At 35.8% G+C, this 16,913-nt stretch carries 13 protein-coding genes, 1 pseudogene and 1 riboswitch; of the genes and pseudogenes, 1 reads left to right on the top strand and 13 read right to left on the bottom strand.

Translation table 11 applies throughout. From position 1 onward, the window contains the following. The 5 genes and pseudogenes from SULYE_RS00630 to SULYE_RS00605 form a co-directional block, all read right to left on the bottom strand. Positions 1-662 (bottom strand): S-adenosylmethionine synthetase N-terminal domain-containing protein (locus tag SULYE_RS00630; RefSeq protein ID WP_007545530.1); only part of this gene is annotated, 662 nt, incomplete at its 3' end. A gap of 10 nt (positions 663-672) precedes the next feature. Continuing rightward, positions 673-2,344 (bottom strand): annotated as a pseudogene (gene ilvD / locus SULYE_RS00625) (dihydroxy-acid dehydratase). 463 nt (positions 2,345-2,807) lie between these two features. Then, on the bottom strand, positions 2,808-3,029 hold the full coding sequence (locus SULYE_RS00615; RefSeq protein ID WP_007545527.1) for a hypothetical protein: 222 nt from the start codon (positions 3,027-3,029) through the stop codon (positions 2,808-2,810). Next, positions 3,026-5,407, bottom strand: a complete 2,382-nt coding sequence (locus SULYE_RS00610; protein WP_007545526.1) for a DNA gyrase/topoisomerase IV subunit A — start codon at positions 5,405-5,407, stop codon at positions 3,026-3,028. The genes SULYE_RS00615 and SULYE_RS00610 overlap by 4 nt, the downstream gene beginning before the upstream one ends. A gap of 411 nt (positions 5,408-5,818) precedes the next feature. Further along, entirely contained in the window at positions 5,819-6,091 is a 273-nt protein-coding gene (locus SULYE_RS00605) for a hypothetical protein (RefSeq protein WP_007545524.1), read from the bottom strand. Between the two features lie 201 nt (positions 6,092-6,292). Beyond that, a riboswitch (TPP riboswitch) is annotated at positions 6,293-6,394 on the top strand. 55 nt (positions 6,395-6,449) lie between these two features. Between SULYE_RS00605 and thiC the strand changes: the two genes are divergently transcribed. Then, positions 6,450-7,811, top strand: coding sequence for a phosphomethylpyrimidine synthase ThiC (thiC, locus tag SULYE_RS00600; protein WP_007545523.1), 1,362 nt, complete (start codon positions 6,450-6,452; stop codon positions 7,809-7,811). Between the two features lie 205 nt (positions 7,812-8,016). Here the strand turns inward: thiC and SULYE_RS00595 are convergent, their stop codons facing one another. From SULYE_RS00595 to SULYE_RS00560, 8 genes are all read right to left on the bottom strand, one after another. Beyond that, positions 8,017-9,108, bottom strand: coding sequence for a 4Fe-4S binding protein (locus SULYE_RS00595; RefSeq protein ID WP_007545522.1), 1,092 nt, complete (start codon positions 9,106-9,108; stop codon positions 8,017-8,019). Then, complete coding sequence (locus SULYE_RS00590) at positions 9,095-9,739, bottom strand: TorD/DmsD family molecular chaperone (protein WP_007545521.1); 645 nt, start codon at positions 9,737-9,739, stop codon at positions 9,095-9,097. The genes SULYE_RS00595 and SULYE_RS00590 overlap by 14 nt, the downstream gene beginning before the upstream one ends. Positions 9,740-9,819: 80 nt before the next feature. Continuing rightward, positions 9,820-13,041: a molybdopterin-dependent oxidoreductase gene (locus SULYE_RS00585; protein WP_007545520.1), complete on the bottom strand. Its 3,222-nt coding sequence runs from the start codon at positions 13,039-13,041 to the stop codon at positions 9,820-9,822. 22 nt (positions 13,042-13,063) lie between these two features. Next, complete coding sequence (gene nrfD / locus SULYE_RS00580) at positions 13,064-13,945, bottom strand: NrfD/PsrC family molybdoenzyme membrane anchor subunit (protein ID WP_007545519.1); 882 nt, start codon at positions 13,943-13,945, stop codon at positions 13,064-13,066. 2 nt (positions 13,946-13,947) lie between these two features. Beyond that, positions 13,948-14,583 (bottom strand): 4Fe-4S dicluster domain-containing protein, encoded by a 636-nt coding sequence (locus SULYE_RS00575; protein ID WP_007545518.1) that lies wholly within the window; start codon positions 14,581-14,583, stop codon positions 13,948-13,950. 467 nt (positions 14,584-15,050) lie between these two features. Continuing rightward, positions 15,051-15,452, bottom strand: a complete 402-nt coding sequence (locus SULYE_RS00570; RefSeq protein ID WP_007545517.1) for a hypothetical protein — start codon at positions 15,450-15,452, stop codon at positions 15,051-15,053. 16 nt (positions 15,453-15,468) lie between these two features. Then, positions 15,469-16,602: a c-type cytochrome gene (locus SULYE_RS00565; protein WP_007545516.1), complete on the bottom strand. Its 1,134-nt coding sequence runs from the start codon at positions 16,600-16,602 to the stop codon at positions 15,469-15,471. 27 nt (positions 16,603-16,629) lie between these two features. Next, positions 16,630-16,851 (bottom strand): hypothetical protein, encoded by a 222-nt coding sequence (locus SULYE_RS00560; protein ID WP_007545515.1) that lies wholly within the window; start codon positions 16,849-16,851, stop codon positions 16,630-16,632. Positions 16,852-16,913 lie beyond the last annotated feature (62 nt).

The following is a 16,913-nucleotide window of genomic DNA, read 5'->3' as shown; positions in this document are numbered from 1 at the left end:
GGGTTAATAATAATATTAGTCTTATTGTCAATATAATTACTATACTTTAACTTTTTTATAACTTCTTCCATAATTACTTCTTTTATTTCTCTTTCTGTTATATATGGCTCATGTTGGACCATAACTGCTATGCTGTTTACTCTTTTAGGTTTTCCGTTTTCATATTCAACAGACACAATAGCTTTACCATCCGGTCTTAAAAATGGGACTATATTTTCTTTTCTTAATGTATTTATTCTTTTTGTTATTTCATTGGCAACATTAGACGCAAGCGGCATGTAGTTTTCTGTTTCACTGGTAGCATATCCTATAACTATACAGCTATCCCCGGCTTTATCTGAAGGGAGTCCAAGGGATAACTCCGGACTTTGATCGTTTATGGTTGTAATTACTCCTGCCGTGTATCCGTCAAATCCATACTCTGGTTTAGTATAGCCTATCTCTATCAATGTATTTCTTACGATGGTTGGTATATCAGCGTATGCATCTGTTGAGATTTCTCCTGCAACATGAACAAGCCCCATCGTTACTAACACTTCTATCGATGCTCTTGTATAGGGGTCTTTTGAAATAAGGTCGTCTAATATAGCATCTGCTATTATGTCTGCTATTTTATCCGGATGTCCAAGACATACACTTTCTGCGCTTTGAATGGCTTTCATCTAACTCTCCTTAACTGCATTCATCGCTTAAAATTGCACCTTTGTTTGCCGATGTGACAAATTTAGAGTATCTTCTAAGCCATGGGCTTGGTATTTCTTTTTTCTTTGGCTTAAACTCTTTCATTCTTCTTTCAAACTCTTGCTCAGATATCAAAAGTTCAATTTTTCTATTTGGAATATCTATTAAAATTTCGTCTCCGTCTTGAACAATTCCGATAGGACCACCTGCTGCAGCTTCTGGAGAAACATGTCCTATACAAGCTCCTCTTGTAGCCCCGGAAAATCTTCCGTCTGTGATCAATGAGACTTTATCTCCAAGTCCCATTCCCATGATTGTTGAAGTAGGAGCCAGCATCTCTCTCATTCCCGGTCCACCTTTTGGACCTTCGTATCTAATCACAACAACGTTCCCTTCCTTTACCTTTCCGTTTGTAATGCCTTCTATTGCCTCTTCTTCACTATCAAATACTACAGCTGTTCCTCTGTGGACTAAAATTTTTGGGTCTACTGCAGCAGCCTTTACAACCGCTCCATCCGGTGCAAGATTTCCAAATAGTACCGCAAGACCACCCGTTTCACTGTATGGATTATCTATGGGTCTTATTACATTTGTGTCTTTTATTTCTGCATTTTTGATTGCTTCTCCAATAGTTTTCATCAAAACTGTCGGTCTGTCTAAATGTAGTAAATTCTTTTTAGAAAGCTCTTTTAAGATTGCATAAATTCCACCAGCTTTATCTAAGTCTTCCATGTGATACTGTGAAGCCGGAGCTAATTTACAAAGAGTTGGTGTTTTTCGTGAAATTTCATCTATTTTCTCCATCGGAATTCTATTCCAGCTTCGTGTGCAATGGCAAGTAGTGTAAAACAGTATTTGATGAGCCACCCATTGCAATATCAAGAGTAAACGCATTTTCAATAGTTTCTTGATTAACTATATCTCTAAATTTTAATCCAGCTTTAACAAGCTCTACTATTTGTCTTCCTGCTTGTTTTGCCAATTCTTTTCTTCTTGGGTCTATAGCAAGAATTGAGCCATTTCCGGGTAGTGCTATACCAAGTGCTTCTGCAAGACAGTTCATAGAGTTTGCAGTAAACATTCCAGAACAAGAACCACATGTAGGACAAGCATGAGTTTCTATGTCTATTAACTGTTTTTCATCTATCAACCCTTTTTTTATTCCACCGACAGCCTCAAAAACAGTAGCAAGGTCTATTGGTTTTCCATCTGATGTATGACCTGCTGCCATAGGTCCACCGCTTACAAGGATTGTAGGAATATTAACCCTTGCAGCAGCCATTATCATTCCAGGTACAATTTTGTCACAGTTTGGTATTAATACCAACCCATCTAATTTATGTGCTTGAACTACCGTTTCTACGCTATCAGCTATTAGCTCTCTACTTGGTAATGAATAGAACATTCCGGAGTGTCCCATTGCTATTCCATCATCAACACCAATCACGTTAAACTCAAATGGAACTCCTCCTGCTTCTCTGATAGCTTCTTTAACAATTTTTGCAAATTCCTGCAGGTGAACGTGTCCGGGTATTATATCTATGTAAGAGTTAGCAACCCCGATAAATGGTTTTCCAAAGTCTTCTTCTTTAAGTCCGCAGGCTCTAAGTAAGCTTCTGTGTGGCGCTCTTTCTATACCTTTTTTGATCTCATCACTTCTCATGAAAAAACTCCATATTTCGTATTTTTATGTTAAATTTTAGCATAAATTCAATTTAGCGGCGATGTTTATCGTTATAGTGCGAGTGTTCCAAAAATTCTCGTAAGCTTTACCTTTTCTTGTCATACTGAGGCCGTAGGCCGAAGGATCTCCTCTTTTAAAAATGATAAAAAAGAGATTCTTCGCTTCGCTCAGAATGACATCTTTGAGGTTGAGATTCTTCGCCGGCTGCAGAATGGCAACTTTACCTTTGTAAGGAGGATTCATAAATCGCCTCTACTGATTTGCATTCTTTAAAAAAAAGGAGATCTTTTGGGCTAAAGTCTTCAAGATAACGAACAAGGGTAACATTAATAAAAATTTTGGAGCACCAACGAATAATAAGATACAAGATAAGTTTGCATTTATTAATCCTGTTTTTTGTTATCCGGAAGCTGTATAAAGAATCTACTCTATCTCTTACTTCTTACCCCTCTTTACTTTCATCTTTCTTTTTAAAACTCAAATACAGATTATATCCGGAAACATAAACAATAACACCGCCAGCTATTACAGGAAAAAGAGAAACTAAAATTTTTGCTATAGCCAGTCCCGGATCCGAAAAATTAACGCTAAAAATGTATGGCAAATTGTTAAAAATTGCATAAAGTCCTATTATTATGCCAAGTATGTATAAAACTCTTATCATTCTTTACTCTCTTCAAAAAGTGGAAGTTTTAACACATTCACAATTCTATCGGCTTCAAATCTAAATAAATTTTTACCCAAGGATGTTCTCTTTTCAATAGGTATTGCTTCTTTATCAATTTTTAACTTTAAGAGTTTGCCACGTTTTGTATTAATCAATACTTCATCAGATTCATTAACAGGTAATATTGACACTACATAATCGCCTTTATTTAATTTTACTGCCATAAGACCTTTTTGTGCTCTTTTCTTGATTGGAAACTCTGTCTTTTCTACATGCTTCATATAACCAAAAGAAGTAGATACTAATAGATATTCATGACCATTTAAGAAAAATGCTCCTGCTACTTCGTCATTTTCATCTAAATCAATAGCTTCTACACCCTTTGCCTTGTCTCCTGTAATTCTTACTTCATTTCTTTCAAATAAGAGTAAATCCGCATTTTTTGTGTAAATTCCAATGTAGGAAGGATGCCTATCTGCAACTGCCACTACAAGCTCATCACCCTCGTTTAACGGCATTACCATATGCCCTTGCGACTTATAGAATATATCTTCATCGGACATTCTTTTGATAATACCTTTCTTTGTTATTAAAAATACTCTGTTTTCTTCACCTTCTCCTTGATAAGCTGTTCCAACTATTTCACCTTCAATATTTAGCTTATCTTCGCCTTTTGGAAGGTCTATAACTAAGCTCCAATAAGCTTTTCCATCTTTTGTAAAGAAAGCAATCGGTTTAGACCCTTCTACTTCTTGAATAGAGACTATCTTTTCTCCTTCCGTTAGAGATATTGACAGGCTATTGATAATTCTTTGTAAAATGTCAGCTTTTGAAGTTTCATCTTCTACTTTATAATTGACAATTCTTCCTGTATTTAAAATAGCAAACATGAAATGTTCTTTAAATGTAAGTTCTTTTTCTGTTGCGATAGTTGTTTTTCTTTGGTCCCCATATTTTCTAACTAACTCATCGGTCTCTTCAATGAATACTTTGATTTTCTCGTCATCACTTGAAAGAATTTGTTTATATCTTTCTATTTTTTGTTTTAACTCTGTGCTTTCATCTTTTAACTTTTGTGTTTCTAAGGATGTAAATCTTGATAATCTCATGTCAAGAATAGCGTTTGCCTGTGTTTCAGATAGGTTAAACTGCGATGTAAGCAGTTCTCTTGCTTGTGCGGTATCTTTGGATGAACGAACTATTTCAATAACTTTATCTGCATTTTCTAAGGCTGTAATCAGCCCTTCTACAATATGCAATCTGTTTTCTGCTTTTTCTAATTCGAATAACGTCCTTCTTGTTATAATTTCTATTCTGTGTTTTATAAATTCTTGAAGTAATTCTTTTAAATTCAATACTCTTGGCTGTTTATCTACTAACACTGTTAAATTTACCGGAAAGTTCTTTTCTAGAGGCGTGCTTTTGTATAGTTTCTTCAAGACTTTTTCAGCATCTGCATCTCTTTTTAACTCTATTACAATTCTAATTCCTGTTCTGTCTGATTCATCTCTTAGGTCTGATATTCCTTTTTCTTTTCCTGTTCTAACAAGCTCCGCTATTTTTTTGATAAGTTCAACTTTGTTAACTTGGTATGGAATTTCATAGATAACTATCCTTTGTCTGTTTCCTGGCAGCTTTTCTATTCTTGCTTTACCTTTTATTGTTATTGAACCTCTTGATGATTTGTATATATCAATTAGCTCTTCTTTGGTGTTTGTGATTACTCCACCTGTTGGAAAATCCGGTCCTTTTATAAAATTAAACAGCTCTTCTATAGTAGCATCCGGAAATTCTGCCAAGTATTTTAAAGCTTCTGCTACCTCTGTAAAGTTATGGGGTGGAATGCTCGTAGCAAGTCCTACCGCAATACCGGTTGTTCCATTGCATATTAAATTTGGAAATTTTGAAGGTAATACCGTAGGCTCTTCTAATGAAGCATCAAAGTTAGGCATCATATCAACGGTGTTTTTATCTATATCTTCAAGCATTTCAACAGCTAATTTTGTTAACCTTGCTTCTGTATAACGCATAGCAGCAGGTGGGTCGCCGTCTATTGAACCAAAGTTCCCTTGACCTTCTATTAATGGATATCTCATTGTAAAATCTTGTGCCATTCTTACAAGAGCATCATAGACAGATGCATCACCATGTGGATGGAATTTACCAAGCGTTTCCCCTACAACTCTCGCAGATTTTTTATATGGTTTATTTGGAAGTAAGCCCAGCTCATACATGGAATATAAAATTCTTCTTTGAACCGGTTTTAAGCCATCCCTAACATCCGGAATGGCTCTACCGGCAATAACTGACATTGCATAATCTATATAAGCACTTTTAACTTCCTCTTCTATTGGAACTTTTTTAATATCTTCCATTCCTCTAAAAACTCCTTTGTTTTAAAATCTTTAATAATTTATTTATTATAACATTTTAGTAGAATGTTAAAAATTGAGAAAGTGAAAGGTTGATGATTATTGGAACAGTTCATGAATTGCCGGTACACCAAGGATTTAATGAAAGGCAGAAGCTGAATGCATATATTCAATTTATCCATAATTCTTCACTTATACCTTGGGCGAGAAATTACCTCCATAGTCTACTTTTTCTAAAAAAGCTATAACCAATAGCATATACATATAGATAAGATTTGAGAATTTACTGCTTCAATCATATATCATAAACCATACCATTTTTATCACAAACCACCATATCCAAAAGTCCATAGTAAATACTTTCGTCTTCTATTTCTTTCTTCAAATGCTCGCTGTATATTTTCCTCTTTCTTTTTACCCAATTAGCCAATATTCTCTGAGGATTTTATAAACTCTTTCTGATTTTGATTTTCTAAACAGATGCCAAGATTGAATAGAAGGATAAATTAAAAATCTGGCAAGTGTAAGAATAGGAGTGTTTGAAATGTAGGATGTGATATATAAAGCTGCAAGTTGTAAATCAGATACCTTAGGTGGTCTACCTGCTTTCTTTTTTGATTGAATGTTTAGTAGAATTTTTGCTATTAAAATTTTAACTGCCACCAAGGAGTTTTTTAGATGTTCCATTTATATTTGAATTTCTCACCCGAGGCATATTAAATCATTTGTATTAAATCATTAGACTATAAAAAATTTAGATTTGTAGCTTAAGCTTTATGAGATATGGTTAACATTTATCTTAACTTTATTACTTTTTGCTTGACATTTATGATGTTTTGCATACAAAAGCTATTGAAATAATTGAATATATGTTATATATTAAGTTGCAATAAGCCGCGGGGGTGGTTGTCTTAAAAAGACAGCCTGAGAACATACCCTTAGAACCTGATGCAGGTAATGCTGCCGTAGGGAAGCGGGCTTGAGAAAACCTCCAAGCCATCTTCCTTAATGCAGGATTATTTATTAAACTTGGAGGTTAAAAAATATGCGTGTGTATGTATCAAAAAGGATCGGAAAGCCAAATGTTACTCAAATGCACTTTGCACGCCAAGGAATCATCACTGAAGAGATGGAGTATGTAGCCAAAAGAGAAGACCTTCCAGTAGAGTTGATCAGAGATGAAGTTGCTCGTGGAAGAATGGTTATACCTGCAAACATCAATCATATCAACTTAGAGCCTATGGCTATTGGTATTGCTGCAAAATGTAAAGTTAATGCAAACATCGGTAATTCAGCAGTAGTCTCAGACATAGAAGGAGAGCTTGAAAAATTAAGAGTTGCTCTTAAATATGGTGCAGATACTGTAATGGACCTATCAACAGGTGGAAATATTAATGAAATCAGAAAAGCAATTATAGAAAACTCTCCAGTACCTGTTGGAACAGTGCCTATCTACCAAGCTTTACAAGAAGTTAGAAGTATAGAAAAACTAACAGAACAAGACATTCTTGATATCATTGAACTACAAGCTCAGCAAGGTGTAGATTATATGACTATTCACGCTGGCTTGCTTAGGGAATTTTTGCCACTTGTAAATCATAGACTTATGGGAATTGTTTCAAGAGGTGGCTCTATAATTGCTCAATGGATGGTTGTTCACGGAAAACAAAACCCACTTTATACAAACTTTGACAAAATCTGCGAAATCTTTAAGAAATATGACGTTACGTTCTCTCTTGGTGATGGTCTTAGACCGGGATGTATAAATGATGCATCAGATGAAGCTCAATTTGCAGAATTAAAAGTTCTTGGAGAATTAACAAAGAAAGCATGGGAGCACGACGTTCAAGTCATGGTTGAAGGACCGGGTCACGTTCCGATGGATCAAATAGAAATGAATATCAGAAAACAACAAGAATGGTGTCATGAAGCTCCATTTTATGTTTTAGGTCCGTTAGTAACAGATATTGCTCCTGGTTATGACCATATTGCATCTGCCATCGGTGCGGCTATGGCTGGATGGTATGGTGCATCAATGTTATGCTATGTTACACCAAAAGAGCACTTAGGACTTCCAAATGCAGAAGACGTAAAACAAGGATTGATAGCTTACAAAATAGCAGCACATGCAGCAGACCTTGCAAGACACAGAAAAGGTGCTAAAGAATGGGATGATGCAATGTCTAAAGCAAGATATGAATTTGACTGGGAAAGACAGTTTGAGCTTGCAATTGACCCGGAAACTGCAAGAAAATATCATGATGAAACATTGCCACAGGAAGGGTATAAATCTGCTAAATTCTGTTCTATGTGTGGTCCTTCGTTCTGTGCATACAGAATATCTCAAAACGTCCAAGAAGCAGTTAATGAAGACTTTTTAATTCCAATAGAAGAACTCAAGAAGTAATTAATCCATCAAAGGGAGCTAAAAGCTCCCTTTCTTTTTTTCTTTATTTGTTGATTTTCAAAAGATGTTTTTCTAAAATTCTCGTAAACTTACCCTTTTTTGCCATCCTGATGACTTTAGTCCCAAAGTCTTTTTTGATTTGAAAAAACAGGAGACTCTTCGCTTCGCTCAGAATGACAATGTGGATTTTTGCAAGCAGCCTCACTTAATCTCCGATTTTTAACAACTCTCTAAGTTCATCTTCAAGCTGTCTGCATCTTGGACAGACTGTTGTATCACCTTTATATGAGAATGGGACTAAACATTCACTGCATGGTATCATTACATGCTGAGCCAATACTTTATACTTTCCTGAAATAAAGTCTTCTAAGTATAGTTTTTCTTCTAAATGGATACATTTTTCGGGGCATACGTCATGACAGATTCTGCATTTAATACATAAAGTAGGACTAAACAAAACTTTTAATTTGCTATCATCGGGGGTTAAAGCTCCTGTTGGACAAACGTTATAACAAATTGAACAGTTTGTACATTTAGAGTTGTCAATCCATTTATCTGATGAAAATTCAATCTTTTCTACTTCAAAGCATTTGTCTGTTGGGTCTATCTTTGATAGAGCTGTGTATAAAATCTTTCTTTTTTCTGGGATGACTTTCTCGCTTACAATGTTTTTGTAAGGTTTTTCTTCCTCTTCTTCTGTATTTTCAACTATCTGCTCTAACTTATCTTCAACAGCCCAAAAAGCTAAGGCTGCCGTCTGTTTTGCAAACATCTTTAAAAAAGACCTTCTTTTATTTTCTTGCTTTTCTTCTTTTTCAAATTTTATATCTTCTAATTTCACTCTATAATCTAAACCTGCTTGCTCTAATATATAGTTTGCTTTTTCTGTGTTGCGTTTTATTATATCTAACTGCTTTCCAATCTGACATTGACCGCAATGCCCGATATCAAGTATCAAATCTGAATTTTTGTCTATACAGATAGAGACTAAATAGTTTTCATCAAGTGCTGATAAACATGGTAAATCTACTTTACATGATATGAAGTTTTTATCTAAATCTGTAAACTTAACATAAAAATCCACTAAGTCAAAACCATTTAGTTTATAACTTTCAGTTGGACAGTTTCCAACGCAGGCTCCACACTCAACGCAGTTTTCAAAATTTACTTTAATTTTGTCATTTTCAATATTTATAGCTTGAGTTGGACATACGTTGACACATTTATTACAGTCTGCATATCTGTAATAAACTCTAACGCAGGAATATATATCAAAGTTTAATCTACTTGCCGACATTTTCAGCCTCTAATTGTTCTAAGATGTATTCATAGTCTGTCATGATAAAATCTAAAGCCATTTGACAAACATCATAATAAAAAGGAGTTTCGCTCATATCTCTTGCAGCCATAAGATATATTGGTGCCCATTGAAGTATATGATTTTCCATAAACTCTTTTTGAAGATTAAGCGCCTTTTTTTCTCCTTCTTGGTCGATCATTGAATATGCTTTTAGTTGCTCTTGGATTAAAGTTATCATAAATTCAAGCTCAACTGCTATATGGTCTGGAGATAGTACTCTTGTTTTGTTTAAATCTATTTCATATCCATGTTCAAGGTAAAATTGCAATGTTGGGTTTGTTGGCGTTGGGTTGATATGTCCTTCGTCATTCATGAATACAGATTCGTAAGGATAGGCGTTTAGTATAAAAACCGTCGTATAATCAACGTTTAAATCTTCATCTATTAATTCCTTTGTAGATTTTGTTTTAAAAGCTTCCCATTCTTTTGTGTTTGGAAAAAGTTCTAACAAATCAGGATTATTTTTTATTTTTTCAAGAAGGTTTTCATCAATTTCTTCTATTAAAAGTCTTGATATAAAAGCATACATATTTATTCTTCCTTGATTTTCTTGGATTTTATCGTCCATGCTGACCTCACAAGATTATTTGATAATAAATTATAACAAGATAAGGACAGCCTTTTTAAGACTGTCCCTGTGTATGGTTATTAAGATTCAGACCCTAGCATTTTATAAGCTTCGTCTGCTAATGGAACCCATGGTCTTGGCATCCATTTTGGTCTTCTAAGTCCACCCGGTCCTGGCGCTGGTCTTGTTAGTTGATCTCTCCAAGCTTTGTAAACTTCAAATGTTTTTTGAATGTCTACAAATACATCACCTATTCTATCCTCTGGACCTGCTTTTTCTATTAATACTTTCTTATGCCAGCATTGCATACCGCTTATTGGGTCTGGATTTACTGGGAATACTGCGTTTTGGAATACTCCCGTTGTTCCTTTCCACCAGATCAATTCTGTATCTTTGTTAAATTCTGGGAACTGCCATGATTCAAATGGTTTTACACCCTCTTTTGTTCTCATGAAATATTTAGAGCCTTCATTTTTAATATCAACAAGCACAGAACCTAATCTCATTACACCAAGCGGATGTTTAAATCCATCTATTTTTACTTCGTTTACAAGTCTCCATCTTCCGTTATGGTGCGAACATGCAACAACGCCAGGTCTTGTTGCTTGAGTTGGCACTGCCATTGCTACAAAGTATCCGGTTTTAATGCCTGTTAATGTATCTACAACCCAAACTTTTACAGCATCTCCTCTGTTGATTCCAAGTCTTTTAGCATCTTTTTCATAAATCCATAATGGGTTATGGTTCTGTCCTATTTCCATCAACCACTTTGCGTTAATACTTCTTGTGTGAATTAAGTACGGAAGTCTGTAAATTGGGTTTAATACAAATGCATTCTCTTCTGCAATGTAGTCGTGGTGCACGTGGCTAACGATATGAATCATTTTTTGTCTTTGCTCTTTATTTTTTGGATAGTATAAAACTGCATACTCAGGCCATTTCCAGTCTTTTAGCGTTGGTGAGTAAAATTCTATGTGTCCGGAAGGAGTATGGAACCCTTGGAGAATTTTTCCATCTTTGTATACACCGATCGTATGCTTCTTACCTTCTTCCTCTGCATAAACAATACCAAGCTCTTCATCTATCTTAATAGCAGATTTTGGAATTTCTTTTCCTTTATATTTGTAAACACCTTTTTCTTGGTCATAAGGCAACGGTCTTTCCATCACATAGTAGATGTTTGTCTCTTCCGTCCAAGCTCCTCTATCTCTAATGTATTCATACGGAGTGATGCCAAGCTGTTTGCAAACTTCAGAAAGCTTAGGAAGTTTTGAGAATGCTGCATTGTAATACTCTTCAATTGTAACCGGCTTTCCTGGGTTTTGTTTTGATTCCCAGTATTTTCTTATTCCAAGACTTCCGTCCGGGTCTATTGCAAAGGCAAGATTGATGAAAAATTCATTTTCTTCCCAAATTTCACCAAGGCCTACTTTTTTGTGTGCTTCTAATGTAGCTTTCGCCGGGTCGTTTGGCTTCCATCCCATTTTCATTAGCGCAACTCTTAAAACCGGCTGTCTAAATCCTGTCCATCTTTCAGGTTTTGTTTCTGAAGAATGTTGGTCGTGTCTTTCTCCGGCTAATCCCATTGGAAGTATATAATCACAGTAGAATGCTGTTTCAGCCCAGTTTGGAGACATATAAACTGTTAAACCAAATTTATTTTCATCTTTTAATACTTCTACCCATCTAAACCCATCCGGGTTAATCCATACAGGGTTGTAAATTCTTGAAAACCATACCTCCACCTTATCCGGTATCTTTAATCCTTTTTCTTGCCATTTCTTTCTCCATTCATCATCTATCAAAAGATGCGGATACAAAAAGCTAAGCTCATAAGAAGACAACGGCCATTCTGGTGGCCAGTGTAATTCATTCCAAACTTTTACCGGGTCTGGTTTATCTGCCATGCATGCATCACCACCTTTATCACCGACATCTATAACATGCCAATGTTTCCAACCTACACCACCAACAGACCCAATAGAACCGGTAAACGTCAAAAGCATATTCATAGCTCTACCTACAACCCATCCACCTCTGTTTCCGGCTGCAGGACCTCTCCATTGGTAATTTGTAATAGCGTTTCCTGCATAAACTACCATTTCGTAGAGTTTATCAATCATTTCAACAGGTATTCTACATTCCTGTGCAGCCCATTCAAAGGTGTAATCTTTATACATATCTTTTAAAAGCTCTATGAAATCATCAAAGGTTTCGCCTTTTGGAAGTGCTGAAATATATCCATTTTCTTTAAGATAATTTAGATACTCTTTATCTTTCATTAACTGCTTCCAGTTTGTCCATCTTTCTACAAACTTTCTATCAAATTTATCTTCCTGGATTAGTCTGTTTAAAATTGCTATGTATAATGCTGCTTCTGTACCAGGCCATGCTGGAATCCAAAGGTCAGCCATTCCAGCAGAGTTAGAAAGCCTTGGGTCAATAACTACCAACTTAGCTCCTTTAGCTCTTGCATCTGCTATGTATCCGGCATGCTGTTGGTAGTAGTGTCCTGCATCTGCTGCATGAGATGAGTTTAACAGAATTAACTTAGAATTGCCAAAATCTGGTGATGTTCTGTCATCACCTACGCAAATAATAGCTCCAAATCTACCATTAGAAGAGCATATATTTGTGTGAGAGTTTCTGCCGTCGACACCCCAAGACCAAACAACCCTTTTGACGTTAAAACTCATTTCGTTAGGCCTTCCAACGTGATAGTTAATCTGTTTTTTAGAGATCTCGTCACCTTTCAGCAGGACCTCTCTCATCTTTTTGCCGATTGTTTCAAGAGCCTCTTCCCAAGTTGTTCTTACCCATTTATTTTCTCCTCTTTTGCTGCCAGGAGCTCTTTTTAACGGGAATGGTATTCTGTCTGGGTCGTACATCTGGTTTAAAGAAGCGTAACCTTTTGCACAGTTTCTACCTCTTGAACCTGAATGGAATGGATTACCCATAAATTTTTTTACTGTCATAGATTCTTTATCTATCCAAGCTGTTAAACCGCATGCAGCCTCACAGTTATTACAAACAGTCGGAACTATCATATAATCAATAAGCTTAACACCATCTCTTAATGCACCACCTTCTTTTTTCCAATAATCACCTGCTGGCTCTTTCCAGCTGTTCCATTTTTCAAACGGTGGGTAGTAATCTAAATGCTTAGGTTCAAATGTTAATGCTTCATTGTTTGCAACTTTATTATCTGCATCTACTTTTTGAAAAATGCCCTTTGTTAAAGCAACTCCACCAACTGCTGCCGCTGTTCCTTTTATAAAATTTCTTCTTGATAATTTCATCATTTCTTAATCCCTCCTTAATTTATTAGCTTAAAGGAAGCATTTGAGGAGCTAAAAGCCAGCTATGCTTTATAAGCCAAAGCCCTATTAAAGCTGAAATTGAGCCTAAGGTTAGGTACTCATACTTTTTCTTTTCTGTAGCCACTCCTACTAGTACTATTGGAATGATAAACGTAAGGAACATACCAAGCCAGAACATAGGAGCAAGCTCGCCAAAAGCTAAAATCTCAACTGCTCTGTGAGAAAATTCTGAGTGCATTCTTGCAAATAAGAGCTCTCCAATATATCCTGCCGCAGATAAAAACGCTGAACCTATAAAAATAAAGCTTAATTCTCTCTTAACATCTTCCATTTGGACGTTGAATATTTGCATAAGAAGTAGATAAGCTGCAGAACCGGCTAAAACAGCAGATAATAACATTTGGAACAACTCTACAGGAAATACCCAAAGCTCTCTTGCTGTTGATTGCCCCATAATTCCGGCTGTGTAAATAGTTGAGAAAAAGGCAATGATAAATCCCGGTATTGCAATTTTATCAAACAATTTTCTGTTTCCTGTAACCCATGACCAGAAAGATAAAAGTAAAACTATAACAAACGCAGAAACCACCCAAGCACCAAGTGTAACTGCTGATGTAAAATGGGCAAATACAAAGATTTTCCAGAATCTAAACATGTGGTGCAAGTCTAAAACCGTTACTAAAAGCGTTATAGCTATAAATATTAATCCAAGAATTGGTAGCCATTTTCTAAAAAATGCATCTTTTTCAGGATACTTTTTTATGAAGTACAATCCAACTAAAAAAGAGCCTGTTGCTATACTTTTTGCCCACATATTGGTTGAAACAAGCCATCCCCAAACAACCTTTGGTAATGCAACATCAAAAGTTACTTCTGCTCCCAACATGTTTAATGCCCTCCTATATGGTCTAAGAATTTAACTTCTGTAAATAAAGTATAACCTTCAGGTCTTTCAGAAGCTAATGGGTCAAGTGCAACAGTTGAACCTCTAACATAGAAATGTTTTGGTTTTGTGTTTAACTCCGGCTTTCTTACCATTACATCTCTATGTTCTTTTAGATACTTAGAAATTTCACTTTCTGGGTCGTCAAGGTCTCCAAATATATTTGCATGGGTAGGGCACGCAACTACGCAAGCAGGCATCATGCCAACTTCTATTCTATGGGCGCAGTATGTGCATTTATCAGCTGAGTTTGTTATTGGGTCTATGTATATTGCGTTGTAAGGACATGCCATCATACACGAAGCACAACCGATGCATCTGTTATGGTCTACGTTAACTATTCCGTTTGGTAAATAATGCAGAGCACTAACAGGACAGATTCTTTCACATGGAGCATTTTCGCAATGATTACATCTCAGAGGCACGAAATGTCTTTTTACGTAAGGAAACTCACCTTGGTCGATGTACTTAACTCTTAGTCTCCAGCTGTTAAGAGGTACATCGTTTTCAGCTTTACAAGACACGGCACACGCCATACACCCCATACATCTGCTTAAATCAACTAAAAACCCAAGTCTCATAACAGACCTCCATTTTGATTTGTATTAATTTTATTACCCTTGCTTATCATTTGCAAATACATATTAAAATTTGAATATTCTAATAAAGTCATTCATTAAGAAGTTTAAAAGGATAATGATATTCTGTTTCAGGCTGCAGAATGACACTGCCGGATGTTTACTTGTCATCCTAAAGCCGAAGGCTGAAAGACCTCCTCCTTAAATGTTTCTTTAAATGAAAAAACAGAAGATTCTTCACTTCGCTCAGAATGATATCTTAGGTTATCTTTCCTTTAATGCTTACCATTCAACCTTTACCTGTCATCCTGAGGACTTTAGGCCGAAGGATCTCCTTTATCTAAATTTTATAAAAACCGCTAGTTTCTCACCAAAAATATTAAATTCTCTTATATCTGCAAATTTTATTTACTTAGTTGCCCATCCTCTAACTTAAAAAACCCCCGGGGAGTATCCCGGGATTGAAAACTTTATAAGCAACCTTTAAAGAATCCAGCTTTTGGTTTAGGAGAGATTTTATACTCTTGAACTTCTAAGACTGGCAAATCACCTTCTTTACCAACAATTTTTCCTTTTGCGTCAATGTTTCCACCAAAACCTTCATCCAACTCAAAGTAGTAAACGTTCTTTGGAGCAATTGCATAAAACGTGTTTTCTGTTACGTCATAAATAACATATCCAGATTGAGCAGCCTCTGCCGGTGGACAGCTCGATAAAAGCTCAAAACTGCCTAACTCTTTTGCTTTTTCTGCACAAGATTTTGCAGTAATAACAGCGCTTGAAAGGTCTACTTCTTCACCCACTTCGTCTGCATTAACAATTCCAAAAGATATTAAACCAACAGATAATATTGATAAAATCATCTTTTTCATAATGCTACCTCCTAAATCACTTTAAAGTTTTTAAATAAGCAACAATATCAGCAATATCTTTCTCAGACAGATGTGCATATGGAGGCATTTTAGATTGTAATTTTCCTTTATTATCCTTGATGTACCATGTGTACATATCGTTGTTAGGATATGCGCCAATTTTATCTTTTTCAGCTGATTTGTTGTAATGCCTGTTTGGGTTTAGATTTCTAATCACAACATCATTAGGGTTTATTATTGATTCTTTTAAATATACAGGGTTTGAATATCCGCCAATTTTAGACAAGTTTGGTGCTAAGCCTTCCGGTGCTGTGTTTTGGTCTGCATATCTATGGCAACCATTACAGCCATTTTGAACCATCAGCTCTTTCCCTCTTGCCGGGTCTCCGATTTCTCCATATCCCCATGAAATGTATTTTACATAGCTTGGGTCAGCTTTAAATTTGTCAATCTTTATAAACTTCCATGAAGAAATTCTCTTGTTCCCGTCTCTGTTTAAACTGTCTCCATCATAAACAGCAAAAGCAACAGGTACCATGCCGGATGCAAGATTTAAATCTGGAGTTTTTAATGGTTTTACGATTACAGCGGTCCATTCTTTTTTGGAATCGTCATACTGCATTGTAAAGTTATAGCCTTTTTCTTGTATTTCCGTCATTGTTCCAAAGCCTTCTGAGATGAAGGACTTTTTATATTCCTTTCCTTCAACAGCCTTCTTTAAATAAACCATGACAGGATGGTTAGCATCTCCCATACCTACATAAGCTAAGGTTTTACCTTTACCATAAACAGTTGGAAATTCAACAGCCACACCGTCCCCGTATTTATTAGTAGCTAAAGCAGGTTGAACAGATTTAGTTTCATCCTTCCATCTTATTAATATTCCTATTTCTTTTTGATTATAACCTACTGCAATTTCTGCCTCTACAGGTTGTTCTTTTTCAACTATTTCATTAGCATTTTTATCATTTAAACGAACTGAGTACTGTGGATACAAGACAATCTTCTTAGCTGGGACAGAAGACAAAGATTGAGCGTCTATTTTTGATAATTGCTTAGCCTCTAAAACATCATTATTAAAGTTATCTGTCCCGGCATTTGAAGATAGAACAAGTGCCGATATAGTAAATAAAGTTAGCTTCTTTTTCATCAGTTTCCTCCTTCTATATTTTAAGCGTTAATGTCCATGACCACCTTCTCTTGGAGGTAAAGGCAATACTTTTTCATGGAAAGTGTAATCTTTTATCTCTACTCTCTTAGTATTAGCCCCATGTAAGTATCTTTGGTCTATAACTTTAAAGAATTCTGTACCTTTTAACTTTTTATCAGCCGTTTGTTGATAGTAATTATTATCAAGTCTGAACATATCTCTATGTGAGTATGCGATAAGAATATCCATAAGCTTCTGACTCTTCTCCTCTTGCTCTCTTTTCCATTTCTTTTCTCAGCGTTCAAGAGCTT

Origin of the sequence: Sulfurihydrogenibium yellowstonense SS-5 (genome assembly GCF_000173615.1) — a bacterium.
Taxonomy (GTDB): Bacteria; Aquificota; Aquificia; order Aquificales; family Hydrogenothermaceae; genus Sulfurihydrogenibium; species Sulfurihydrogenibium yellowstonense.
This window is presented reverse-complemented; position numbering and strand designations above follow the sequence as displayed.